The sequence below is a fragment of the Shouchella rhizosphaerae genome (assembly GCF_900142675.1).
GTDB lineage: Bacteria > Bacillota > Bacilli > Bacillales > Bacillaceae_D > Shouchella > Shouchella rhizosphaerae.
The window spans coordinates 75,362-97,156 of the sequence record NZ_FRBS01000007.1; the positions used below are offsets into that span (position 1 = coordinate 75,362).

24 protein-coding genes and 1 pseudogene are annotated in these 21,795 nt (G+C 42.3%); 21 read left to right on the top strand and 4 right to left on the bottom strand.

Features of this window, described 5'->3' with window-relative positions:
* Positions 1–10: 10 nt before the first annotated feature.
* The 11 genes from BUC05_RS18590 (at position 11) to BUC05_RS18645 (ending at position 7,232) form a co-directional block, all read left to right on the top strand.
* Positions 11–307 (top strand): hypothetical protein, encoded by a 297-nt coding sequence (locus BUC05_RS18590; RefSeq protein ID WP_035205099.1) that lies wholly within the window; start codon positions 11–13, stop codon positions 305–307.
* 9 nt (positions 308–316) lie between these two features.
* Positions 317–637 (top strand): WXG100 family type VII secretion target, encoded by a 321-nt coding sequence (locus BUC05_RS18595; RefSeq protein ID WP_035205098.1) that lies wholly within the window; start codon positions 317–319, stop codon positions 635–637.
* Positions 638–655: 18 nt separating this feature from the next.
* Positions 656–1,168 (top strand): hypothetical protein, encoded by a 513-nt coding sequence (locus BUC05_RS18600; protein WP_035205097.1) that lies wholly within the window; start codon positions 656–658, stop codon positions 1,166–1,168.
* A 24-nt stretch (positions 1,169–1,192) separates the two neighbouring features.
* Positions 1,193–2,749 (top strand): hypothetical protein, encoded by a 1,557-nt coding sequence (locus BUC05_RS18605; protein ID WP_073305697.1) that lies wholly within the window; start codon positions 1,193–1,195, stop codon positions 2,747–2,749.
* A 93-nt stretch (positions 2,750–2,842) separates the two neighbouring features.
* Positions 2,843–3,376, top strand: a complete 534-nt coding sequence (locus tag BUC05_RS18610) for a hypothetical protein (protein WP_063608790.1) — start codon at positions 2,843–2,845, stop codon at positions 3,374–3,376.
* Positions 3,377–3,670: 294 nt separating this feature from the next.
* Entirely contained in the window at positions 3,671–3,985 is a 315-nt protein-coding gene (locus tag BUC05_RS18615) for a hypothetical protein (RefSeq protein WP_073305698.1), read from the top strand.
* A 49-nt stretch (positions 3,986–4,034) separates the two neighbouring features.
* Positions 4,035–4,559, top strand: a complete 525-nt coding sequence (locus BUC05_RS18620; protein WP_073305699.1) for an Asp23/Gls24 family envelope stress response protein — start codon at positions 4,035–4,037, stop codon at positions 4,557–4,559.
* A 101-nt stretch (positions 4,560–4,660) separates the two neighbouring features.
* On the top strand, positions 4,661–4,975 hold the full coding sequence (locus BUC05_RS21655) for a hypothetical protein (protein WP_035205081.1): 315 nt from the start codon (positions 4,661–4,663) through the stop codon (positions 4,973–4,975).
* Positions 4,976–5,127: 152 nt separating this feature from the next.
* The gene (locus tag BUC05_RS18630; RefSeq protein ID WP_073305700.1) at positions 5,128–5,637 is read left to right on the top strand and encodes a hypothetical protein; all 510 of its coding nucleotides are present in this window, start codon (positions 5,128–5,130) and stop codon (positions 5,635–5,637) included.
* An 84-nt stretch (positions 5,638–5,721) separates the two neighbouring features.
* Positions 5,722–6,240: a hypothetical protein gene (locus BUC05_RS18635; RefSeq protein WP_142237592.1), complete on the top strand. Its 519-nt coding sequence runs from the start codon at positions 5,722–5,724 to the stop codon at positions 6,238–6,240.
* 545 nt (positions 6,241–6,785) lie between these two features.
* Positions 6,786–7,232 carry a hypothetical protein gene (locus BUC05_RS18645; protein ID WP_179289824.1) on the top strand — a complete coding sequence of 149 codons (447 nt, stop codon included), beginning with the start codon at positions 6,786–6,788 and terminating at the stop codon, positions 7,230–7,232.
* Between the two features lie 147 nt (positions 7,233–7,379).
* Here BUC05_RS18645 and BUC05_RS18650 read toward each other — a convergent pair whose 3' ends face one another.
* Together BUC05_RS18650 and BUC05_RS18660 are read right to left on the bottom strand one after the other, a co-directional pair.
* On the bottom strand, positions 7,380–8,222 hold the full coding sequence (locus BUC05_RS18650; RefSeq protein WP_035205073.1) for a glycoside hydrolase family 16 protein: 843 nt from the start codon (positions 8,220–8,222) through the stop codon (positions 7,380–7,382).
* 299 nt (positions 8,223–8,521) lie between these two features.
* Positions 8,522–9,613, bottom strand: a complete 1,092-nt coding sequence (locus BUC05_RS18660; protein ID WP_011245559.1) for an AimR family lysis-lysogeny pheromone receptor — start codon at positions 9,611–9,613, stop codon at positions 8,522–8,524.
* Positions 9,614–10,115: 502 nt separating this feature from the next.
* Here BUC05_RS18660 and BUC05_RS21575 point away from each other — a divergent pair.
* The 8 genes from BUC05_RS21575 (at position 10,116) to BUC05_RS18695 (ending at position 17,494) form a co-directional block, all read left to right on the top strand.
* Positions 10,116–10,286 (top strand): hypothetical protein, encoded by a 171-nt coding sequence (locus BUC05_RS21575; RefSeq protein WP_156323110.1) that lies wholly within the window; start codon positions 10,116–10,118, stop codon positions 10,284–10,286.
* A 410-nt stretch (positions 10,287–10,696) separates the two neighbouring features.
* Positions 10,697–11,191: a DUF4367 domain-containing protein gene (locus BUC05_RS18665; protein WP_011245560.1), complete on the top strand. Its 495-nt coding sequence runs from the start codon at positions 10,697–10,699 to the stop codon at positions 11,189–11,191.
* Positions 11,192–11,249: 58 nt separating this feature from the next.
* Positions 11,250–11,552, top strand: a complete 303-nt coding sequence (locus BUC05_RS18670) for a hypothetical protein (RefSeq protein WP_011245561.1) — start codon at positions 11,250–11,252, stop codon at positions 11,550–11,552.
* A 304-nt stretch (positions 11,553–11,856) separates the two neighbouring features.
* Positions 11,857–12,576: an ABC transporter ATP-binding protein gene (locus BUC05_RS18675; RefSeq protein ID WP_011245562.1), complete on the top strand. Its 720-nt coding sequence runs from the start codon at positions 11,857–11,859 to the stop codon at positions 12,574–12,576.
* A complete protein-coding gene (locus tag BUC05_RS18680) occupies positions 12,545–15,007 on the top strand; it encodes an ABC transporter permease (RefSeq protein WP_035205069.1) in 2,463 nt (820 codons plus the stop codon). Before BUC05_RS18675 ends, BUC05_RS18680 begins: the two co-directional genes overlap by 32 nt.
* A 4-nt stretch (positions 15,008–15,011) precedes the next feature.
* Complete coding sequence (locus tag BUC05_RS18685) at positions 15,012–15,518, top strand: PadR family transcriptional regulator (protein ID WP_011245564.1); 507 nt, start codon at positions 15,012–15,014, stop codon at positions 15,516–15,518.
* Between the two features lie 550 nt (positions 15,519–16,068).
* Positions 16,069–16,533, top strand: a complete 465-nt coding sequence (locus tag BUC05_RS18690) for a GNAT family N-acetyltransferase (protein ID WP_011245565.1) — start codon at positions 16,069–16,071, stop codon at positions 16,531–16,533.
* 154 nt (positions 16,534–16,687) lie between these two features.
* A complete protein-coding gene (locus BUC05_RS18695) occupies positions 16,688–17,494 on the top strand; it encodes a MurR/RpiR family transcriptional regulator (protein ID WP_011245566.1) in 807 nt (268 codons plus the stop codon).
* Positions 17,495–17,560: 66 nt separating this feature from the next.
* On the opposite strand, the gene BUC05_RS18700 is transcribed toward BUC05_RS18695, so the two are convergent.
* On the bottom strand, positions 17,561–18,244 hold the full coding sequence (locus BUC05_RS18700; protein WP_011245567.1) for an N-acetylmannosamine-6-phosphate 2-epimerase: 684 nt from the start codon (positions 18,242–18,244) through the stop codon (positions 17,561–17,563).
* Position 18,245: 1 nt separating this feature from the next.
* A complete protein-coding gene (locus tag BUC05_RS18705) occupies positions 18,246–19,781 on the bottom strand; it encodes a PTS transporter subunit EIIC (RefSeq protein ID WP_035205066.1) in 1,536 nt (511 codons plus the stop codon).
* Between the two features lie 316 nt (positions 19,782–20,097).
* On the opposite strand from BUC05_RS18705, the gene pepT reads away from it, so the two are divergent.
* Both pepT and BUC05_RS22110 read left to right on the top strand, forming a co-directional pair.
* Entirely contained in the window at positions 20,098–21,324 is a 1,227-nt protein-coding gene (pepT, locus tag BUC05_RS18710; RefSeq protein WP_011245569.1) for a peptidase T, read from the top strand.
* A 124-nt stretch (positions 21,325–21,448) separates the two neighbouring features.
* Positions 21,449–21,567, top strand: a pseudogene (locus BUC05_RS22110) (iron-sulfur cluster repair di-iron protein ScdA); the annotation flags it as partial.
* Positions 21,568–21,795 lie beyond the last annotated feature (228 nt).

Here is a 21,795-nt window from a genome sequence, read left to right on the forward strand (position 1 = left end):
TGAAGAGACGATGTTGGTCGGCCCAGACAAAATTGAAATAAGCGACGAGCAATTAAACAAGTTAAACGACACGTATGCAGAGCTGTTAGAAGAAGTCACCAGCATATTGACTGATTTTTTTACACCTTTTGAACTGATGAAAAGTGAGGGCATCTTTACAGGCGAGTCCGCTGACGCTTTTGCGGAAAGCAGCGCGCTAATCAAAGAATATCTCCTAACCCGCTTTTCCCTGTCGCTAGAAGAATTACAAGCAGCCGCTGCGACATTCCAACAAAAAATCAATGAAGTTGAACCATTTACAGGGTGAGGTGAACACATGTCACTTGAAATCAAAGTCGACCCCGCTGCCGTACAAAGCTTAATCGAGAAAGCGAGACTAATCCCAGGCGAACAGATGGAAGAAGCGATTAGCAAACTAGACGCCTTAATCGACGCTGTGTCCGATTGGAAAGGAGACGCCAAAGCCGAGCACGACCTCGCAAGCGCAGACTTGAGAAAGGCGCTTGTACAAACGCAGGCGTTGATGGAAGCAATGCTAGCAACGCTCGACCAAGCCATCGAGCAGATAAACGAGACAGACGAAGAAATGAGCAGCAAATTTGAAACGAAAGTCGACCATTATCTAGCCGACCAATAAGCCGATAAGGGGGGTACTATGGACAAACAGGCAGAACTGACAAAGCTAAACGCGCACTTGTCAGCGAACCATTCCCAGTTACAATCGCTATACCGGCAAAATGCCGATTACCAGCAACGCTACGACAGCGGCATGATGGCCATCCAAAAACTAGAACAAGAATTAGCAGAACTTCGGCAATACCAACAAAACATCGCATTTGAACAAGCGCGACTCGAGGAATTGACTAGCGGCGAAGCATCTCCCATGGCCACAGTCCAATTCGTCAAAACGGGCCAACTGGAAAGCCGAGCATTAGAAAAGATCCAAGAGCGAATACAATCCCGGCGGATGACCCAACAAACGACAGGACAAAACATCCAAGAAATGATCGAACAACTAGAGCATCAAGCCCGGCAAATCCAACACGAGATTAAACAACAACAGGCAGCGACCCTTCAACTAGAGCGCCTAATCGCCACCAACGAAGCGTCGATCCACTCTGTCAAAGCCAACATCGCCAGTACACAAAGCAAGCTCCGTGCTCTATAAAATCAATAGGAGGAAGGTGATCCTGTGGGCAACCACCGCGCCGACCGCGAGGAACTAAACCGGTTAATTGAGGAATACAAACAGATTATGGCAGATTACATGGATAGCGTATTTCGTGCAAACTCCGTCCGAATAGGCGCGCAAGAACTATTGGCGAAACGAGGCTTTTCCCCTCCACACATTGCAGTCGTAGAAGAAGGCGACATTTACGGAGACCTCCAAGCCATCCACCGCTTTTGGGACGGCATGGTCACAGCCGACTCAACCGCAAAAGCCGACTTTTCCGCCGCACAAACCGGCTTGAGTGCCCTCGACTCCGCCCTGAACGCCTTCACAAACGGACTCGGCCAAAATGGCGAAAACCTCGCCACCTTAAACGTCGAACAGCTAAAACAAGCGATCTTCGAAGACAAGAGCCTGATTACCAGCCTGCTCATCAAAATGGAAAGCGGCGAAGCCCTCAACTATGCTGAGCGAGAGTTGCTGTACCAGTATATACAGAGTGAGGTGTTGGACGGTGACATCCGCAAAGACATGCAAGCACTGACCGGAATGATTGGAGACGGCTCAGATGCTTTACTAAACCGAATAAACCATCAAGTACTCGCAAGCGAGGATGCTCTAGACCGCGAGATCGCCCTCGTAGAAGCGTATTTGTATCGGGGGAATTTAAGACCGGATGAGCATGATGTTGATTCGGAGGATGCAGCAAAGCTGCGGGCTTATTTAGAAGTGCTGTATAACTATAAAAAAGCCATTATCGAAGTAAGAGAAGAAACGGGTGAGGAAATTGGAGGAGTAGGAAAGCCTTTGTTTGCTCGGGTGGAGAATATCAAATATGAGGCAAGTGAAGGGCCTCTCTCTCTTTCTTTTCAAACCAATATAACGATTTTGATGATCGAAAATGAAAAAACAGAATGGACAAGAGGACAGTTTTTAGAGATGGAATCCGTTCCTATGGTCCGCATGAATGAATCAGAAGTCACATACTATACGGGAGAACGAAGTTTTCTTGGGTTACAAATGGCAGAAAACGAAGAACTCAACCAAAAAAAAGCACGTTACAATGCCGACTTCCTTAGCACAGAGGTGGAGCAAATGATCATGAGCGAACTTAGCAAAAAAATCCCTGGGCTGGAAACAATCGATCGAATGTCAAGGTATCAAGCGGGACAAGAGGAAATTAACCAACAAATCACTTTAGGGGAAGCCAAGGTGACCGCTGGAGCTCTCAATATGGAACTGCACATGACGAAGCGCTCCTCTTTAAGCTTAGAGGGAGAGCGAGAGGAACTGAATGTTTCCTTTCAACCTACTAAAAAAACGTTTGACATCCTAAATAGGTGGAAAGAAGTGAACACAATCAATGCAGATGTCCCCTATCCGGCAGAGGCGATTGAGCATCACGATTGGTACACAATTAGCGATGAATTGTTAAAAGCAGAAGTGTTTATTAATGAAATCCACATTGATCTCTATAAATACATTGTTAATGGTGAATTGCCAGAAGGAAAGACCATTAGGGGGATAGCAGGAACTCAAGAAAATCAACGTCTCGATGATAAGACGGAGTCGAATTGATGAAGCTTAAGGCTGACGATTCTATTGGTTATTGTTGATTTGTTAGTCTCTAATTAGGTACTAATTGTAATAGGATAAGGAGGTGTTAGCTTAATGAAAAAGTCTTTTTACTTTCAATTGATCATCTCGATATGGTTCGTGTCTATGATGGCAAGCTGCGATTTTAATCAGGAACAGCAGCAAGAGGTTGAGTTTCCAGAAACTGAATATTTTCAAGAAAAAGAAGCAGCCATCCACCATTACATCTCTACTGAAGGGGTGGAAGGCAATGTGGAGCAGATTGAAACCAGCCAAGGGGATACGTTCCTTTTAATTGAAGACCCAAAAAATTATTTTTTTATTGGACAGGTAGTGAGTTCGGAATTGGGAAAAGGTTATTATGTTGTGCAGTCAGGGGACAAGGTCGATTTGAGTGAGCAAACCGGGATGGCGTGGGTCTTCTATTCACACGATAACCAACATTCTTATACTATGATTGTAAAGGAAGAAGGTAGTGCTGAATTTATTTCCTTGGATGATGAACGTTATTCCTTTACGGTGCTTGAAGGGGGAGAGTCAGAAATGGTGAATGCGAAGACAATTCCAAAGGATAGGATTGTGGTTGAGAAAGCGGAGTCTTTTCAGTGATTTATGTTTGGCCGGGAGAAGGAAGAAGTCAGTGAAAAAATATGTACTAGGATCTAATAGCGTTTATGAAGCCATCTTGACAATTAAGTGCTTCTGTGCGATAGAGAAATCTAATTTATACATAATGCTTATGTGTTAGAAGTTACTGCTGATTAGGACCTGCTATTATTGAGAATTATTCCACGATTTTTCGAAACTTCTACTAAGTGAACTCGATATTAAAATCCCTGGGGTAGAAGCCCTCAAATTGGTCAAGAGGAGATCAACCATCAACTAACAATAGGGGAAGCAAAAGTGACTGCAGGTGCTCTCAAAATGGAGTTGCACGTGACGAAGCGTTCGCCTTTAAGGGTTGTGGGAGAGCGTGAGGAACTGAATGTTTCTGTTCAACCGACTGAAGATACTTTTGATATCCTTGAGAGGTGGGAAGAAGTGAATGCTATTAACGCTGAAATCCCTTATCCAAAAGAGGCAATTGATCATCATGATTGGCCCAAGATTAGTGAAGAACTTTTAAAGGCACAGGGGAAATTAACAAAATCAACGATGATCTATATAAATATATCATCGATGGCAATTTACCAGATGGGAAAACAACTGTTGAATTAGTAGGACCTCAAGCAAAAAAACATTTACCTGACGAAACGGAGCCAAAGTAATGAACCGAAAATGGAAAATTCTAATGGCTTTAGTTGTCTTTATCATCCTATGTGTAGGCATTCCCTTCTATTTTTGGTACAAAGCCCAACAAGAAAAGGACGCGGAAGCAAAGTATGCCTTGCTTGAGGAATATAACTATGCAGGGGGGACTTTGCATATGGAGGCAAACACGAGTGAGTATGATCAAACAGGAGATCCCAATGATATTGAGTTAATGCCAACGGACCTTACCTATGAGCTTTTACAACGTTGGGAATTAATTGCCGAAGTGATTCCAACAATTGATTATCCAGAGGACGCAGTTGAAGAAGGAGACTGGCTCAAGGTTTATAACACATTGGCAAATAATCGATTTGATATGGAAGAAGCGTCTGAAAAACTTGCAGAGGGAGCTACAAATGAAACGCCTGAGTCAATGGTGATCAACAGTTATATTTACAAAGGAATGATACGTAGGAATTACTTCCGCGAATTTCTTGAAGAAAATGGAATTGAGGCGCCAGATCAGAGAAGGTTAGAGTAGTGGGGATTGTTAGTGCTACATGAGGAAAAGATGTTTGTGGAGGGAAGAACGAATTTTAATAAGAAACACAACTTAGGGAGGCTAGATGGCTTCCTTTTTCAATGTTAGAGGTCTATCAGAAAAAGCAAGCAGAAACCATCTACCTGATGAAATGGAGTCAGTTTGACCGAATCTGGATAATTGTAATCGCTATCGCCGTTGTCCTCGCCCTCTGCGTAGGCATTGCCTTCTATTTTTGGAACAAAGACCAACAAGGAAAAACAGAGGCTAATCGAGCTTTGCATAACAAATATAGTTACACAGCGGGGACTTTGTACTTAGATGTAGACACGAGCGAGAATGAATTGATCCAAACATTCAGTATCCAGAAGAAGCGATTCAAAATCAAGACTGGCCAACGGTCAGTCAAAACTTGAGAGGAAGCAGTGATGATTCAACGACGACCATTTATCCAAGTTTGCAAGAGTATATTATAAGTGGAGACATTCGGGAGGATGATACGGTGGAGGATCTAGTAAAAAGAAATAAACAGCGTCATGAAAGTAAGGAATAGAAGCGGAGCGATGAAATGAAAAAAAGAAAATGGAAACTCCTTATTATATTGAGTATCGTCTTTGTAGGGGCCTTATCCCTCTGGTATTGGAATTATCAGGAGAAGGAACGTGTGCAGCTTCGAGATGAGGAAAGGGAGTTAAGACTGTATATACGTACAGCCGACACACTTCGTATGGAAATTGATTACCGTAATTACGAGAAGACTGGAACTGTAAAAGATATAGTATTAACGCCTACCATAGAGACGGAAAGAACCATAGAAAGATGGGAAGCTGTATCTCAAGCGTTCCCATCAATTAAATTTCCACAGGAAGAAGTAGAAGAAGGAGATTGGGTTCAAGTATGTCAAAGGCTTCTTGGGAGTGAAGGAGAAATGAGGGAAGTAGTTGTGTCTCTAGCTTCCGAGTTGCCTGAAGGAGAAACTATGGGTGGTGTAGAGAGTTTAAATATATATGTTCAGAATGGAGTTATACAAGAAGGGAATTTTGAAGAAATGTTAAAGGAGAACGGGGTTATCAAATGAATTTCAGCAACAAAGCCTTTGGGACGTTTGCTACGTAGTATTTTTTGAGATCAAATGACGCTAGCCTTTTAAAGTAATAAGGAAATGAGTGATCAAGTGAGACGAATACGGTTGCCTATTTTATTTGGTATGGTACTTTTATTTACTACAGGTTGTATTTTAAATGCGAAAGCAGCAGAAAAAGAGAGTCTAGAAGTATTAGAAGGATTTTTATCAGCTTTTGAAACGGGTGAAATATTGCTAGAAGAAGGTAATGAAGAACCGATCCAAGGTATGGTCGAAAAAGAATATGAGAGATGGTTCACTAAAGATTATCAAGGCAAAGTGAGTAAAATCATTGAGTCAGGCCAGTCTATTAGCATGAATTTATTTTTTTTAAGAAAAACTGAGGCTGGGTTGTCTGCTAATAATGAGTATTGTGTCCTTTACTCGAAGGTCAAACGCCAAGAGGGAACAGTCAAATACCGATTAGTTCCTCAAAAAGTAAACCCGCTTCATGAAAACCTCAATTTTATCGATATCGAGATGACAAAAGAGGACAGAGAATGGAAAATCAATGATGCAGAAATCGTCGAAGCGATCTATGCGGACTTTTTCTTTTAATGATCTTTCTAGGATTAATAATTATATTTATATAAGGAATCTGTACACAATGACTACTTCCGTGAATTTCTTGAAGTGGAATTGAGGCGCCAGATCAGAGAAGGTTAGAGTAGTGAGGATTGCTGTGTCACATGCGGAAGAGATGTTTGTGGAAATAATCGAGAGAAGAACGAATTTTAATAAGAAACACAACTTAGGGAGGTCAGATGGCTTCCTTTCCTCCTTCATCAGCAATCCAAAACTTGAACGATCGTTTTTCATTCTAGTGCATAAATCAATTGAAAAGCGTGAGCAATTAGAGAATAGCCTTTGCCAGCACGTCTAAACGACAAAGTGCTAGTTTCCAGCGATTCAAAATCAAGACTGGCAAACGGTCAGTGGAAGTTTGAGGGGAAGCGGTGAGGATTCTAATACGGCAATTTATCCTGCTTTACAGGAGTATATCACTCGCAACCAAATTGGGGAAGATGTCACGGTTTCGAAATTAGTTGAACAGAACAAACGATATAATGAGGAAAATTAGTTATGGGGACGGAGCGTTAAGAATGACAAAATGGAAATGGAGAGTTCTCGTGACAATAATGGTTGTCGGTGTAGGAGTCTTAGTTTTTTGGTATTTACAATATCAAGAAAAAGAACGACAGCAAATGCATGCAGAGGAAAGTGAATTGAAAATGTATGCTACTACTGCAGACATCCTTCGCATGGAAATTGATTATAGTGGCTATAAACAGAGAGGAAACGTGAAAGATATTGTGCTGACGCCTACAGAAGAGACAGAACATACGATGGAAAGGTGGAAAGCTGTTTCTAAAGCGTTTCCTTCAATCGAATTTCCTTGGGATGAAGTCGATAAAGGAGATTGGATTAAGGTGTATCGAAAGCTCATTGGAAGTCAAAAGACCATGCAGGATACAGTAGTCGCTCTATCTAAAGAATTACCAGAAGGGGAAGATTTAGGGGGAACAGAAAGTATATATATATGTTCGTGACGGGGTGATACGAGAAGGAAATTTTGAAACGTTATTAAAGGAAAAGGGGATCATTGAATAAAATAAATTGAAATCAATGGACATCTAATATTAGCCATAAACAAAAGTGAAAGCCAGGCAACTCATTTAAGCCACCTAGCTTTAATACTATCGCTGATACACGCGAACATAATCAACGGCCATGGTGGAAGGGAATGGGGTAGAGCCATCTGGGTTGCCGCCATACCAACCGCCAACAGCAAGGTTGAGAATCAAATAGAACTCTTGGTCAAAGGGTGCGGGGTAAGGGCCTCCAACTGTGTACCAATCGTTTAGTGTCAGGTACAAGTTCCCATCGACGTACCAGCGAATTTCACCTGGCTCCCACTCGACCGCGTACTCATGGTAGTCAGTAGCGTTTGTCCCATTTGGGAAATAGTAATCACCCGCAGAAAATCGATTGTCGGGCCAAGGGCCGCCGTAATGAATCGCTCCTCCGACTTTATGTGGCGTAGCGCCTGCGTTTTCCATAATATCAATTTCGCCTGATGCGGCCCAACCGCCATAACGGTCATGTTGTGGCATCATCCAAAAGGCGGGCCAAAACCCTTGTCCGGCAGGCAAACGCATTCTTGCCTCGAACCGCCCGTATGTTTGGCTAAAGCGGCCATCTGTTAACACTTTTCCTGATGTATAGCCATAGGTACCATATTGGTCGGAAACAGTTTCTTGATGAGCTTCAATAATTAACTCGCCATTCTCCACCCGTACATTTTTCGGGTGATCGCTGTAGTATTGCAATTCTTCGTTTCCCCAGCCAGGCAAATTTGGATAGCCATTTCCAATGTCGTATCGCCACTTGCTCTGGTCAAGAGTATTGCCGTCAAATTCATCGCTCCAGACGAGTCTCCACCCTTCCTGTTCGGCGGAATTTTCTGATGCAGCGACTTTAGATGAAACCCCCATTGCCATCATAGTCACCACAATCAACGTACCAATAGTCTTTTTCATTAGCCATCCTCCTAAAAAGAAAAATGGTGTTAGACTTGGCTGTTATTAAGCTTCTAAGCCCATTATAAAAAAGAACACAATAGAAATCAGTTGGGAAAAAGTAGCTTTTGTTTGCAATGAGAAAAACACGAGTACACGCCCATAGAGGTTTGTTTTTTCTTGGCAAATCTCAATGGTGAAGAGAGACAACTTCCCGCATGAAGAAAAACAGAAAATATAGCAGGCTGTCGCAAACGCCAACAAAGACAACAACCTTATCTGTTAGTCTTCCTGCTCGTCATCAACATATCCACTACTGCCTATAAAGCAGCAATATCTTCTTTAATAAAAGGGACAACGTCTGCTCTCCCGTTTGTGGAGAAACTCATTATTGCTTCCATTAATAGGTTTGCGTCTTTAGTAGCTTTGCCTTTGTAATAAAGCATGAAAGGGCTTTGTTTTCCCTCGTTTTCAAGTTTGTGAATAAGGTTTAATGCTGTTTCGTTGTTATTTCGGATAACATATTGATGAATATGTTCTTCTATTGGAATCGTATTATTTAATTCGAACATTTCGCCGTGCAAATTTTTTATAAATGGAACTTTGTGATATTCCAAGGCTTTAATATAATCCCGTAACTCTGCTTGTTTAGCATGGATAATCGATTTTTTTCTGTAGGCCCAACAGTGCTCTTTATTTTTTTTTGAATACAAGATTGACAATGCATGGTAGCTAGATGCGCGTACAGGTTCTGGTGCAACTTTAATTGAGTGAACTGCTTGTAAATACTCCTCTGCAGTTGATGCATTTCCTTCACCGTATAGTTTTCCCAGCCCCATTAATAAAAGAAGCCTTGAGGCCGTTACGCTTTTTGTGTAGCACGGATTCAATTTCATAAGATCACGTTGCAGTTGGTCGGCAAAAAGTAGGGCATTTCTAACATTGCCTAATTTAAAGTTTGTGGTTAGTTCGATTAATTGTAGGCGCATTCGCGTTATTGGATGTTGCAAACGGCTATATTGATATTTAACTTGTTCCAATGCTTGTTTCAAAGACATCGAACCAGAGAGTACCTGAAAAGTAATTTCATAAACAACAATCCATTCTCGTAAAGACTCTCTTTCTTTATGGAGTGCAAGAAGTTTCTCTAAAAGGTCAAGTTTTTCATAAATAGTCGCATATTCAAAAGCATCACGTATATCATCAACTTGGTTCACGTTAGGGGCATAAACATTCATAATTGAAATTGTGTCTTGGGGACATATATATTTGATCAATAACATCCACTCTTCAAAACGGAAGTAAGATTGTTGTGCTATTTCTTTAATCATGCTTTCTGAACTAAATAGTTCGTGGAGCTTTATATTTTTCTGTGTAAGAAGCAATTCCACCATTTTTCTTGAATAGTTCACCCTACCACCCCTTTAAGCTCTTTAAAGTTGGACTTTTCTACCAATTGATCTTTTTATCAAACTGCGAATTGACCTTTGTCTTATGTTTTCTTGCCCTTTCCTATTTTTCCTGTCTTAATATTAAAAATAGGAGAGAAAACAATATCGATGTTAGGAATTAGCAAGTTTAGGTTAATGCTCGTAGAGACAAAGCGGATGATCATTCTCGATTTATTTAATCAATTTAAAAAAAGCCTCGCCTTTTTGAAAGATACGGTTTGCTCTGTTTGTATATCGCCTAGATGTTGATATAAGCCCGTTTCCTCAAGTGGCTCAACAAGATCTGTTTCATACACAGTTAAGGCATACAGCAAATCGATTTTTTTCAAAAAAGTGAGTCCGTTTAGGGTTTTTAATTGTTTTTACCATTGGATTTTGATAATTGTGTTGAACTGTCTTTTTAGTTTATACGGGATAGAGTTTTTGAGTGATCCTAAGAATAAGGAAGAAAGGAGAGAAACTGATGAATAGAGAAGATGCTCTTATAAAGTGTTTACTTTCTGTGCATAAAACATTGTCAATTTGTTCGAAATGTTTAAATTGCTGTAATGGGAAGGAAAAAGAGCTTTATGCTGAACTTGCTGAGACTTCGGCAGTGATGATAAATAAACTTAGAGATGCAATAAAAAAATAATTGCTATTTTGTTTTTTCGTTTATTTACTCTCTTTTTGAAGTGAAAGGAGGGAGGTAAATGAAAGTTAAAGTTATTTGACTAAAGTGATATGTATTTTGGTTTTATCGGTTAAGTAAAAGAGCACGGTCATTCGGATAAAAATAACTAAATTTATATTTGGAGGTAAAAAATGAGTAGTTGTGGAATTTTTGCTTGCGTTAGTAGGGATCGTTTTTGTAAATGTAATGAACGATGTAATGGTATGTCTCAGTGCTACACATATCAATGTCGCCCATGTGGGAATATACAGCAATGTCGGTATGTAATTAGTCCTACTTGCTATACGAGTAATTGTCGAAATTGTAGTGCTCATACAGGTAGTTGTGGATCTTGTTACATTTAAACTGTTATCAAAAGGAGGAACTCTAAAATGAATAAAAAAGCAAAGGTACAAATTATAGAGACAAAACGAAGGATTTTTAAAACTGTTGAAGAGGCAAATACAGCATCTAATTTTAACATCCTAAATCCTACTTTTATACCTAATGGATATAACCTTTTGCACGTACAACACTTTATCCCGGATAGTAAGGATGAACAATTTAATAAGAATGAGACGGTTATTTTGACTTATATTAACGGGAAAAATACTTTTTTATTTAGACAGGGTCATTTTTCAGGTGCTCAGGTACTTGCTGAAAATGTGCTAAATATATCCGAAAAAAACGAACTAACAGAGCAAAACGTTTTTTGGACTTATGGAAGAGTCTTGATTAAAGACAATCAGAGTTTTGAAGATGCTGAAAAGGGGTGGGATGGATCGGTTCAACAACTAGGTTGGGATAAAGGTGGTCTAGGGTATAGACTTGAGTCCTCAGATTTAAACCTAGACCAATTAATTAAGGTTGCACGATCAGTATTGTAAAGCAATTGTTATATTTTACCCTTGTATATGGTACAATTTGTATAGGAGGGTGATATAGATGCTGAAAAAAAAGAACATTTTGATCTTTGGATCAGCGATTGCTTTTGTTAGTACGTTGCTTGTATTCTCAGCCTCTATTAGTATGTACGGGCAAAGCGAAAACGAGCATCGACTAAGCAAGGGAGAACTTAAGCCAACGACAGGATCTACGCCAAGATTGTTTGAGTTTGAGGAAGACCAGCATGAAAACAAAGTGAACCCTAATGCCGCCGCGGAAAAAGAAGATTTGAGCCCGCAAAAACTTCCCGTCCCTGACCCGAATGAGACAGTGAAACTGTCGCGTTTAGAAAACGACATGTAAGTATGGTTATGAGTCCCTTGAAAAGCGAAAAATGCTTTTCAAGGGGCTCTTTTTTATGAGAAATGGCCGATGTTTAAAAATAACGTCGGAGGATAACCGTGTCACCTTTTAACCAATTGGCTGACTAGCGAACTTCTTGTTTACACCAATCCCGCTCTACTACTCTGGGTAGTTACTTAGTATATAACAATTTGGACATCTTATTGTGGTTTATTACGCAAAAAAAATGAATTCCACATTTTTTTCTTCTTTTTTATATATACTTAGTATATAATGAGTTAGATTGTTAATAGGAGGGGACAGAATGATTAAAGTGAGCAACCTGACGAAAGAATTTATGCAAGGGCAAGAGGCCACACAAGTGTTAAAAGGGGTTGATTTTACTATAAAGGAAGGCGAATTCGTGGCCATCATGGGGCCGAGTGGTTCTGGGAAAAGCACGTTGCTTCAACTGCTAGGTGGACTGGATGTGCCTACTGCTGGGGAAATAGAGATAGACGGAAAACCGTTGCATCAGATGAAGGAAAAAGAGAGAACGATCTTTCGGCGACAAAAGTTAGGGTTTGTGTTCCAAAATTATCAATTGTTGCCTACGTTAACGGTAGAAGAGAATGTCGCATTTCCCCTCCATGCGGACGGTAAGTGGACGAGTGAACATAGCCAAGCGGTCAATGACTTGATTGATTCAGTAGGATTAAAGGGGTTGAACCGCAAACGGGTGAACTTGCTCAGTGGGGGTCAACAGCAACGCGTAGCGATAGCGAGAGCACTTGTTCATAATCCGACTGTTTTGTTGGCAGATGAACCGACTGGAAATTTAGACCGAGCAAAAGCAGAAGAGATACTTGCTTTGTTGTCAACGTTCCACCGAAAGGACAAGCAAACGGTCGTGATGGTAACACATGACATTTTTGCTGCTGGTTTTGCAGACCGCATCATTCTGTTTAGGGATGGGGTCATCGACCAAGTTATTTCAAGGGAGGATCGTGACTATGCTAAATACCTGGCGAATTTCTTGGCGTAATATTACCGACAACAAAAAAAGGTTTTGCTTGACGTTGCTCGCTATTATACTAGGGACGTCTTTTGTAACAGCTATGCTAGTAGCTGATAAAACAACAAATGACGTCTTTGATTACTACGAGCAAATGTATGTCGGCAATGCTGATTATTGGGTATTAAGCGATGAACATACGTATCCTGAAGAAATGATTGCGCCCATCCAAAATGATCCGATTGTCACCCATACATTAGAAGCCCTCGACAAGCACGCTTTTTTTGAGCTTGAGGGCGACCGCTCTTTAAATGAACGGGCTGTAAGAATTACAGGAGTCAGTGACCAAAACAGTCCTTTGCTAAAATTGCCTGTGATAGAAGGGGAACTAGACAATCAAGGATTGGTCGTACCCAAAAGCGTCGCCAATCTTTTAGGGGTAGGGGTTGGCGATACGGTTCGCCTAGCTAATATGGGCGAGGCGCGAGTCTCTGCGATCGTTGAGTATACGCAACTGCTAGCAAGTCCTAATAATTGGGAAATCGCAGAGTCGTCTAGTTTTCGGATTATGGCGCCACTTGATTTATTAAGAGAGTGGACAGGAAACGACCATGCCATTTCCTATATGCGTTTTCAAGTGCAAGGCGACGGCACGGATTTGTTTCAGTCATTGCAACAACAATTTCGAGATACTCAAGTATTTATTCAACCTGTAGTGGCTGATGACTTGCAAAGCAACGATATTGGCGGGCTTTATACATTCTTTTATTTAGTCGCAGGCTTGTCGATGTTTATTAGTGGCTTTATTGTATTTAATGTGATTTATACGAGCGTCATTGAAAGAAGAAAAGAATTTGCGATTATGAAAAGCTTAGGGTACACACAGCGTGCTGTTTCTAAGCTCGTGCTTATGGAAATATTGCTTTTGTCGTTGTTAGGCACGGCAATAGGCGTCCCCCTCGGGGTATGGCTCGGGGATGTATTCATGGAAGTTCTTCTTAGTGTTTTTGAATTTGATATGGTCTATACGCTAAACTGGCAGCTGCCGGCATTGATGGCCATCATCATTGGTGTGCTGTTTCCGATTGCTTTTTCTCTTTTCCCGATTTACCATGCTGGCAAGACGTCGATTTTACTGACGTTAAAAATGGAAACTGAAACGAAACATTCGTCGAGACGGTTGTGGCAACGGGCCGTAGTTGGCGCTGGGCTTCTTTGTTTAGGATTTTTCGACCATCCTGCCGCTTACGCTGCTATTGTAGCTGGTGTGATTCTGTTGTTTCCTTTGCTGTTATTAGGGTTAAACAAACTCCTTAGACCGCTATTGAAACAGCTTTTTCAGTATCCAGGGATCATGGCTACCAACCATATAAGCCAGCAGTTAAATCGCAATGCCAATACAGCGGCGATTCTTGCCATCGGCATGTCGGTTATATTATTGCTTGGCGCAGTCATAAAGTCTGCTCCAGAAGGATTTGAGAACGACATTCGAAACTCGTATGGTGGAGATTTGAAACTAACGTCTGAGGCGCCATGGACAGAGGAAGATCGTGCCAAACTCCTTTCTTATGAAGAGATTACAGCGGTTGAGCCGTTTACAGAAGCAACGCCGATAACGTGGGAAACGATGAGTGGAGAAAGCAGGCAATTTTCTGTTCTTGCTGCTAGCGAAGAGGGCCCTTCCTTATTTGCCGATCCTGATGAGAAGGAGCTCCTTAAACAGTTAAACCAGAACCCATCTATTTTGCTTGGGGAGCGCGCTTTTAAAGAATGGGGAGGACAGATAGGCAAGCATATACAAATGAACACGCCAAACGGCCGACAATCTTTTGAAGTAGTTGGGGTCGTGCAGACGTCCCACTATTCAGGTTATGTCGCTTTTATGGACGAGAGCCACCTTCAGCACGAATTTGGCTGGACCAATAGCTTTGATTTGTTGCTTACTGCCGAGCAGGAAGCGTATAATACGATTCGCGAACAGATATGGTCTGAGTTTGGTGGGCAGCTTTCAAAAGTGGAAACGGTAGAAGATGAAATTCGCTCAACGACGTCAGCGGTGTCCGGCATGAATGAACTGATTTCTGTTATGTTGTTTATGATGATCGGATTAGCGAGTATTGGCACTGCAAATACGTTGGTAATGAATACAATGGAACGGATAACGGAGATTGGGACGATGCGTGCACTTGGCTTCACCAAGCAACAAGTTCGAAAAATGATCATGGCTGAAGGATTCTTGATTGGTTTAGCAGGCGTGGTGATAGGGATGGCTATTGGTGTATTATTAATTTTTGTCACCAGTCAATCTGAAATAATGGAAGGCTTTATGTCTTTTCAGTTGCCTGTTGGCAATATGGTCTTAGCTCTAATTGCCGGAATTGGGTTAAGCCTTGGTGCAGCCTGGATATCTAGCCACAGTGCAAGTAAAATGGATATACAGTCATCTCTTAAAGAAGGGTGATCGTTTGTCAGTTAAATATGGGATTTTAACATTATTGTTCCAGCAACATCGCCATGGATACGAATTGAAAATAGAACTCGATTCGCTATTGGGGATTAAAGGAAAGATCAATCCGGGCCAAATTTATACGACCCTTGATCGCTTAATTCGGGATCAACTCGTTTCCTCTCCCGGGTCGGATGAGCAGGAACGGAAGTTATTCGCGTTGGAGCCTGCCGGTGAAAAAGAGCTACAAAAATGGTTGCTGGAACCAGTAACGTACGATTCAACAAAAGATGATTTTTTCTTTAAATGGAGTTGTGCACGGAAAATCGAATTTGCCCAAGAAAAGAACATGTTGGAACAACAAAAAGCATTAGTGATTAAAGAAGTCATGGAGTTAACGAAATTAAAAACAACGTTTTTGCTTGAAGGCGACGAAAACAAGTACTTATTAATTACAGGCATGTTGCTGCATTTAGAAGCAGACTTGAACTGGATTAACCAAGTCGCGAATCGAAGTTTTTCGTAAAAAGTGGGTGGATGGTCTTCCGATCAACCTCTTTCTTAGGGGGAGAGTCTAAAACGGCAAATGCCGCTACAATGCCTTTTTGATAAGCTCCGTTTGCGTTTAGGCCAAATCGCCGGTATAATAAGGATACAAAGACATAGGATAAAAAAGGCCTGGTGCGCGAACACCGAGGCCAGCGGCAATTGAATGCCCTAAAGGGGCGTTCGCCTAAGTGATTCCAATAACCACTCTAGCTTCCCGGGCTTAGGAGTGGTTATTTGTCTTTCTTATACGACAGTATGGCAACGAGTAGGTTTGCTGCTGCAAACGTGACAACTAGCGTTTCAAATACTGTCAAGGCCTCACCCCCTTTCGTTAGCAAAAACATGCAAGGGGGCGAACGACCACTCCAAAGCCTTATTCAATTGCCTTGTTTTATTATACCATATTTAAAGATATGAGAACATAAGTTCGCGTAAGTAGGTATTGATTAAGAGATTTGACTTTAAAATAACTTCAAAAATTGGATAGTAGGAGATGGTTTATAATTGAAGATAGGAGTGAGGAAACGATGGTTATTAGGGAGATGAAGGAAAATGATAAAGCTCAAATTGTCCCATTAGCCGTCCGTTTGAACAGGACGGATGTGGTTGGCGTCAATGATTTCACATCATTCAGACGAAAACAAGAAACGTTGCTAAATGAAACATTAACCGATCCATCGTTTACGATCTATGTCGCCAAAGAAGAAGAGGCGGTTGTCGGGTATATTGCTCTTCGCGAACACATGCATTATTTTACAGAGGAAAAGCAAGGGTATGTGGCTGCTCTTGTGGTTGCTAGTGAGCATGAGGGAAAGAATGTTGGCAAAAGGTTATTAGCAAAAGGGGAGCAATGGGCCAAGGATCATGGCTATACATACTTGAAATTAGATGTTTTTGGAGCAAATAAGCGTGCTATTTCTCTTTATCAAAAGGCCGGCTATCAAGTAGAAACATGCTCGATGATCAAGGAACTTAACAGGGATGGCGTGTAATGGTTTCATAGTGATTCATGTTGCGAATGCCCTCAAGAATGTACGCTATTTTGAGCCTTGTCTTAATTTGTTAGTTAAAGTCGGATATCGCTTAAAGGGTAAAACGACGAAAAATCGTGTATGATAGAGAAAGAACGGCAGGGAGGTTTCGCTCATGTTGCCAATGCTGCAACAAATCCAAGTGAATTATCATGCGCTCAGCGCTGCGGAGAAACGTATTGCTGATTATGTGATGAGCGCGCCAGAAGAACTTGCCAATATCCATATTAAAGACTTGGCGGCAAAATGCAGTGTTTCTGTAGCGACAATCACCCGTTTTTGCCGAAAAGTCGGAGCCGCCAATTTTGTTGAATTTAAAATGTCGGTGAGAGACAGCATTCGAACAGAAGAAGAGGGCGGAGAACTAATCGCTGAAATGGAGTCGATTTACAAAGCGATTATTGGCGGAAGTCGGGAACTGATAAATCAGGACGACATTGTCCAAGCGGCTACATTGCTTGAGAACGCGAACCGGATTGAAATTTATGGAATCGGTAGTTCAGGCTTGTCTGGTCAGGAAATGAAGTTTCGGCTAATGCGGATGGGGATGCGCGTTGACTGCCATATCGATTCCCATACAATGGTGATGAACGCCTCGCTTTTGACAGCGGCTGATGTGGTTCTCGCCATTTCAAATTCTGGCCATACCGTTGATATTCAGGAAGCGGTAGCGTTAGCCAAAGAAAATGGGGCAACGGTCATTTTGTTGACGAACCATGAACATACGCCATTAAGCGAAATGGCAGACTTGCTGCTATTAAGTTTCAGCCCTAAACCTTTTTACGCCCGTGGCTTTCTCAACGCCCAGCTCTCCATCGTCCACGTGCTTGATTTAATCAGCCTTGTACTCGCCCAAAATGAAGAACGAGCAAAAGCGCGCCGAAAAACACTTCACGCGCTCAGCCAATTAAAAAAGATCTAGTAGCCGCTGCTATAAACAAAACGCCTTTGAGATCATTCCCAAAGGCGTTTTGTCTATAACTGAATTTTACTGCAAGGCTTCCACAAACGTCTTTGTGATTTGCTGAGGGCGGGTAATCGCTCCACCGACAACAACGCTGTGGGCGCCTGCTTTAAGAGCACATTTGGCAAGGGCAGGAGTGTTCATTTTTCCTTCTGCGATGACTGGCGCTTTCACCGCTTGGACCATCTCTTTTAAAAGAGCAAAATCATTGTCTGACGCCGACGCGCCAGCGGTATAAGCGGTATAGCCGACTAATGTCGTCGAGATGCAGTCAAAGCCAAGGCGGTCTGCTTCGATTGCTTCTTCCAACGTAGAAACGTCCGCCATAAGGGCAACGGACGGATACTGGTTGCGGATTGCTGCTACCATTTCCGCCAGCGATTGCTTAGGGCGTTTTTGTTTGGTCGCATCCATGGCAATCATGTCCACGTTGGCTTCCATTAATTCGTCCACTTCCGTCATTGTCGCCGTAATATAAACGTCGCTTCCTGGATAATGGCGCTTCACAATTCCGATGACAGGCAAGTCGACCGTTGATTTGATTTCAAGTATGTCTTCTTTCGAATTGGCGCGAATTCCTGAAGCGCCGCCTTGTTTAGCGGCGAGAGCCATGCGCCCCATAATAAAGGAAGAATGAAGCGGTTCTTCTTCTAATGCTTGGCAGGAAACGACCAGTTTGTTTTTCATTTTTTTTAACACAGCATGCATGTCATTTATCTCCTAACAGTTCATCAACTTCATTACGAATGACCGTCACTTCCGGTCCGTAGATCACTTGTACGCCATTGCCGTTAACAATAACACCTTTGGCGCCTGTTGCTTTGAATTGATCTTTATCGACTTTCTCACCATCTTGGACACTAACGCGAAGGCGGGTAGCGCAGGCATCAACATCTTTAATGTTTGCCGCAGCCCCGAGAGCAGCGACGATGGCGGTGGCTCTCTCTGTGCCAGATACAGTTTGTGCAGTGATTTCCTCGTCTTCTCGGCCTGGCGTCTTGTAATTGAATTTCCTAATCATAAAGCGGAACGTGAAATAGTAAAGGAAAAACCAGACAATGCCAATAAGCGGGACAAACACCCAATTGGTTTTATCGTTGCCTTGAAGCACGCCGAACAACATAAAATCGATGAAGCCGCCAGAAAATGTCTGCCCGATTGTAATCGAAAAGATGTGGGCGAGCATAAAGGCGAGACCATCAAAAAAGGCATGGACGACATAAAGAGCAGGAGCAATGAACAGGAATGAGAACTCAATTGGCTCAGTAATGCCTGTCAAAAAGGAAGTGAGCCCTGCTGAGAGTAAAAGGCCAGCAACGATCTTTTTGTTTTTAGGTTTTGCTGTGTGGTAAATGGCTAAGCATGCACCGAGCAAACCGAACATCATCGTAATAAAACGCCCGGACATAAAGCGAGACGTGCCTTCGTAGAATTGAGTCACGCTTGGATCAGCGAGCTGTGCGAAGAAAATTCGCTGTGTGCCTTCGACAAGTGTGCCATCGACAATCATCGAGCCGCCAAGGCTTGTTGTCCAAAATGGCATGTAAAAAATATGGTGCAAGCCAAATGGCCCTAACAAACGTAGAATAAAGCCGTATAAAAATGTTCCAATATAGCCGGTCATTTCTACTAAAGAACCGAGCGAGAAAATGCCTTGTTGAATAAAGGGCCATACATAAAACAATAGGACACCAAGAACCATCGCAACGACAGAGGTAATAATCGGAATAAAACGGGAGCCGCCAAAGAAACCAAGAAAACGAGGGAGCTCAATTTTATAGTAACGTTTATGGAGAACATACGCCATAATTCCGACGAGTACACCGCCAAAAACGCCTGTTTCCAGTGTTTGAATGCCTACGCTCATTCCTTGGCCGACATCAGCAAGAGAGTCCTCCGCGAGCGTGCCGGTAATCGTTAGCATGGCATTAATCGTCGCATTCATAACAAAGTAGCCGATAACGGCGGCAAGGCCGACGGTGCCTTTATCGGCCCGTGCTAGTCCGACCGCAAGGCCGATCGCAAATAAAAGCGGAAGATTAGCAAAGACAATGTTTCCTGCTGAGCTCATGATCGTAAACAAGCCTTGCAAAAACGGCTGGTCCAAAAACGGATAAGCAACCAGCGTATTCGGGTTGCTTAAAGCGCCGCCAATGCCTAATAGTAAACCAGCGGCAGGTAACACGGCGATGGGAAGCATAAACGATTTACCGAACCGTTGTGCCTTTTCAAAGAAAACACTCATCATTTTCACTCCTTATAGGTAAATTATTTACAAAGATTATATAGTTGTTTTCCTAATTTGGCAATGGAAATAAATGAAAGCGGTTTGACTCTTTCATAGATGAATGAGAAGAGAGGTATTTGCTAAATTCATTTTTCCTCAGCTTTAAACGATTTATCCCTCACTTCTAACATCTGTACGTTGAATACATGAGTAGAGGTCACTGCGACTGTTTCCAGTTAGCGAGAAAATAATATAGAGTGCATTTTTCTGTTTCTTCTGCGGTTTTTGCTATAATGGAAAGAAATAAACCAAATCGGTGAAGGGATTGCAAAATATGAAACAAGAGATCATTGACCGCTTTACTCGCTATGCCAAAGTGGACACACAATCAACAGAGGCGAGCAATACTGTTCCGACAACAGAAGGACAATTGGAACTAGGCCGCATCCTTGTAGAAGAGTTGAAAGCGCTTGGCTTAACAGAAGTGACGATGGACGATAATGGCTATGTGATGGCGACATTGGAAAGCAATACGAATAAGGAAGTCCCGACTATTGGCTTTCTTGCTCATCTTGATACGGCAACGGAATTTACAGGCAAAAACGTTAATCCGCAAGTGCACGAGTACAATGGCGGTGACATTGAGCTTGGCCATGGCTACGTGCTCTCGCCTAAGCAATTCCCAGAATTAGCAGGGTACGAAGGCCATACGTTGATTACCACAGACGGAACCACGCTGCTTGGCGCTGACGACAAAGCCGGGATTGCCGAGATAATGACAGCAATGGATTATTTGATTAAGCATCCAGAAATAGAGCATGGGAAGATTCGTGTTGCCTTTACGCCAGATGAGGAAATTGGACGGGGACCGGCTCATTTTGATGTTGATGCTTTTGGCGCTGCCTTTGCTTATACGCTTGATGGCGGACCTTTAGGTCAATTCCAATATGAGAGTTTCAACGCGGCGGCAGCAAAAGTTAGCTTTTATGGCGTTAGCACTCATCCGGGAACGGCCAAAAATAAAATGGTGAATGCGATCAAGCGGGCGATCGAATTCCATTCACAGCTTCCAGCGAACGAAGCGCCAGAATTCACGGAAGGCTATGAAGGCTTTTACCACTTGCTTTCAATGGAAGGCAATGCTGATTTTGCTGAACTCCACTATATTATTCGTGATTTTGACCGTCAGCAATTTGCAAATAGGAAAGCAAAAATGGAGGCCATTGCCTGGGAAATGCAAGAAAAGCATGGAAAGGGAAAAGTATCCATTGAGCTTCGTGACCAATATTACAATATGCGTGAAAAAATCGAGCCACAGAAGGAGATAGTCGAGGTTGCGTTGGAGGCGATGGAGAAGCTTGGCATTGACCCGAAAGTAGGGCCGATTCGTGGCGGCACCGATGGCTCGCAACTTTCTTATAAAGGGTTGCCTACACCGAACATTTTTACTGGAGGAGAAAACTACCACGGCCGCTATGAATATGTGTCAGTAGACAATATGGAAAAAGCAGTCCATGTGATTGTCAATATCGCCAATCTTGTTGCTCAGCGGGCAAAATAAGTGATGCCGCCTGATGACGGGGAAGTACTTCTATAAGCAAAATCGCTGTTTGAGGCGAAGGCTGTGTGGAGAAAGGCCGTTAGAAAACAAGACAAGCACTGCGGAGCAATGGAACCGTGCGGCTGATGCTTGCGGTACTTATCGTCTTGTATATCAGGCCTTGCCTACCTTGAACAAGATACGTATGATCATATTCATCTAGAAAACAACATATTATTCCGGAATGTCTGTACAGTGATGTGATGGAAACCAAAGCTTAAAAACCAATCAAATATAGAATCGTTGAAAAATGCCGTTCGGATCGATAAGATCCGAGCGGCGTTTTTTGTTGGGTTAGAACGGTTCATACCGCAAAACAAGGGAGTTCACGAAGCAATATAGGCGTTTCCCTAATAGGAGCAGCCGCGGTGGATTCTTCATAATAAAGGTATACGAATGGACGACGCATTGATTCCCCGCCAATCATCGTCA

Excerpts from the sequence above, each read along its gene's own strand:
- BUC05_RS18590 (WP_035205099.1), top strand. The coding sequence starts at position 11 with ATGTTGGTCGGCCCAGACAAAATTGAAATAAGCGACGAGCAATTAAAC.
- BUC05_RS18595 (WP_035205098.1), top strand. The coding sequence starts at position 317 with ATGTCACTTGAAATCAAAGTCGACCCCGCTGCCGTACAAAGCTTAATC.
- BUC05_RS18600 (WP_035205097.1), top strand. The coding sequence starts at position 656 with ATGGACAAACAGGCAGAACTGACAAAGCTAAACGCGCACTTGTCAGCG.
- BUC05_RS18610 (WP_063608790.1), top strand. The coding sequence starts at position 2,843 with ATGAAAAAGTCTTTTTACTTTCAATTGATCATCTCGATATGGTTCGTG.
- BUC05_RS18620 (WP_073305699.1), top strand. The coding sequence starts at position 4,035 with ATGAACCGAAAATGGAAAATTCTAATGGCTTTAGTTGTCTTTATCATC.
- BUC05_RS21655 (WP_035205081.1), top strand. The coding sequence starts at position 4,661 with ATGTTAGAGGTCTATCAGAAAAAGCAAGCAGAAACCATCTACCTGATG.
- BUC05_RS18630 (WP_073305700.1), top strand. The coding sequence starts at position 5,128 with ATGAAAAAAAGAAAATGGAAACTCCTTATTATATTGAGTATCGTCTTT.
- BUC05_RS18635 (WP_142237592.1), top strand. The coding sequence starts at position 5,722 with ATGAGTGATCAAGTGAGACGAATACGGTTGCCTATTTTATTTGGTATG.
- BUC05_RS18645 (WP_179289824.1), top strand. The coding sequence starts at position 6,786 with ATGACAAAATGGAAATGGAGAGTTCTCGTGACAATAATGGTTGTCGGT.
- BUC05_RS18650 (WP_035205073.1), bottom strand. The coding sequence starts at position 8,222 with ATGAAAAAGACTATTGGTACGTTGATTGTGGTGACTATGATGGCAATG.
- BUC05_RS21575 (WP_156323110.1), top strand. The coding sequence starts at position 10,116 with ATGAATAGAGAAGATGCTCTTATAAAGTGTTTACTTTCTGTGCATAAA.
- BUC05_RS18665 (WP_011245560.1), top strand. The coding sequence starts at position 10,697 with ATGAATAAAAAAGCAAAGGTACAAATTATAGAGACAAAACGAAGGATT.
- BUC05_RS18670 (WP_011245561.1), top strand. The coding sequence starts at position 11,250 with ATGCTGAAAAAAAAGAACATTTTGATCTTTGGATCAGCGATTGCTTTT.
- BUC05_RS18675 (WP_011245562.1), top strand. The coding sequence starts at position 11,857 with ATGATTAAAGTGAGCAACCTGACGAAAGAATTTATGCAAGGGCAAGAG.
- BUC05_RS18680 (WP_035205069.1), top strand. The coding sequence starts at position 12,545 with ATGCTAAATACCTGGCGAATTTCTTGGCGTAATATTACCGACAACAAA.
- BUC05_RS18690 (WP_011245565.1), top strand. The coding sequence starts at position 16,069 with ATGGTTATTAGGGAGATGAAGGAAAATGATAAAGCTCAAATTGTCCCA.
- BUC05_RS18695 (WP_011245566.1), top strand. The coding sequence starts at position 16,688 with ATGTTGCCAATGCTGCAACAAATCCAAGTGAATTATCATGCGCTCAGC.
- BUC05_RS18700 (WP_011245567.1), bottom strand. The coding sequence starts at position 18,244 with ATGCATGCTGTGTTAAAAAAAATGAAAAACAAACTGGTCGTTTCCTGC.
- BUC05_RS18705 (WP_035205066.1), bottom strand. The coding sequence starts at position 19,781 with ATGAGTGTTTTCTTTGAAAAGGCACAACGGTTCGGTAAATCGTTTATG.
- pepT (WP_011245569.1), top strand. The coding sequence starts at position 20,098 with ATGAAACAAGAGATCATTGACCGCTTTACTCGCTATGCCAAAGTGGAC.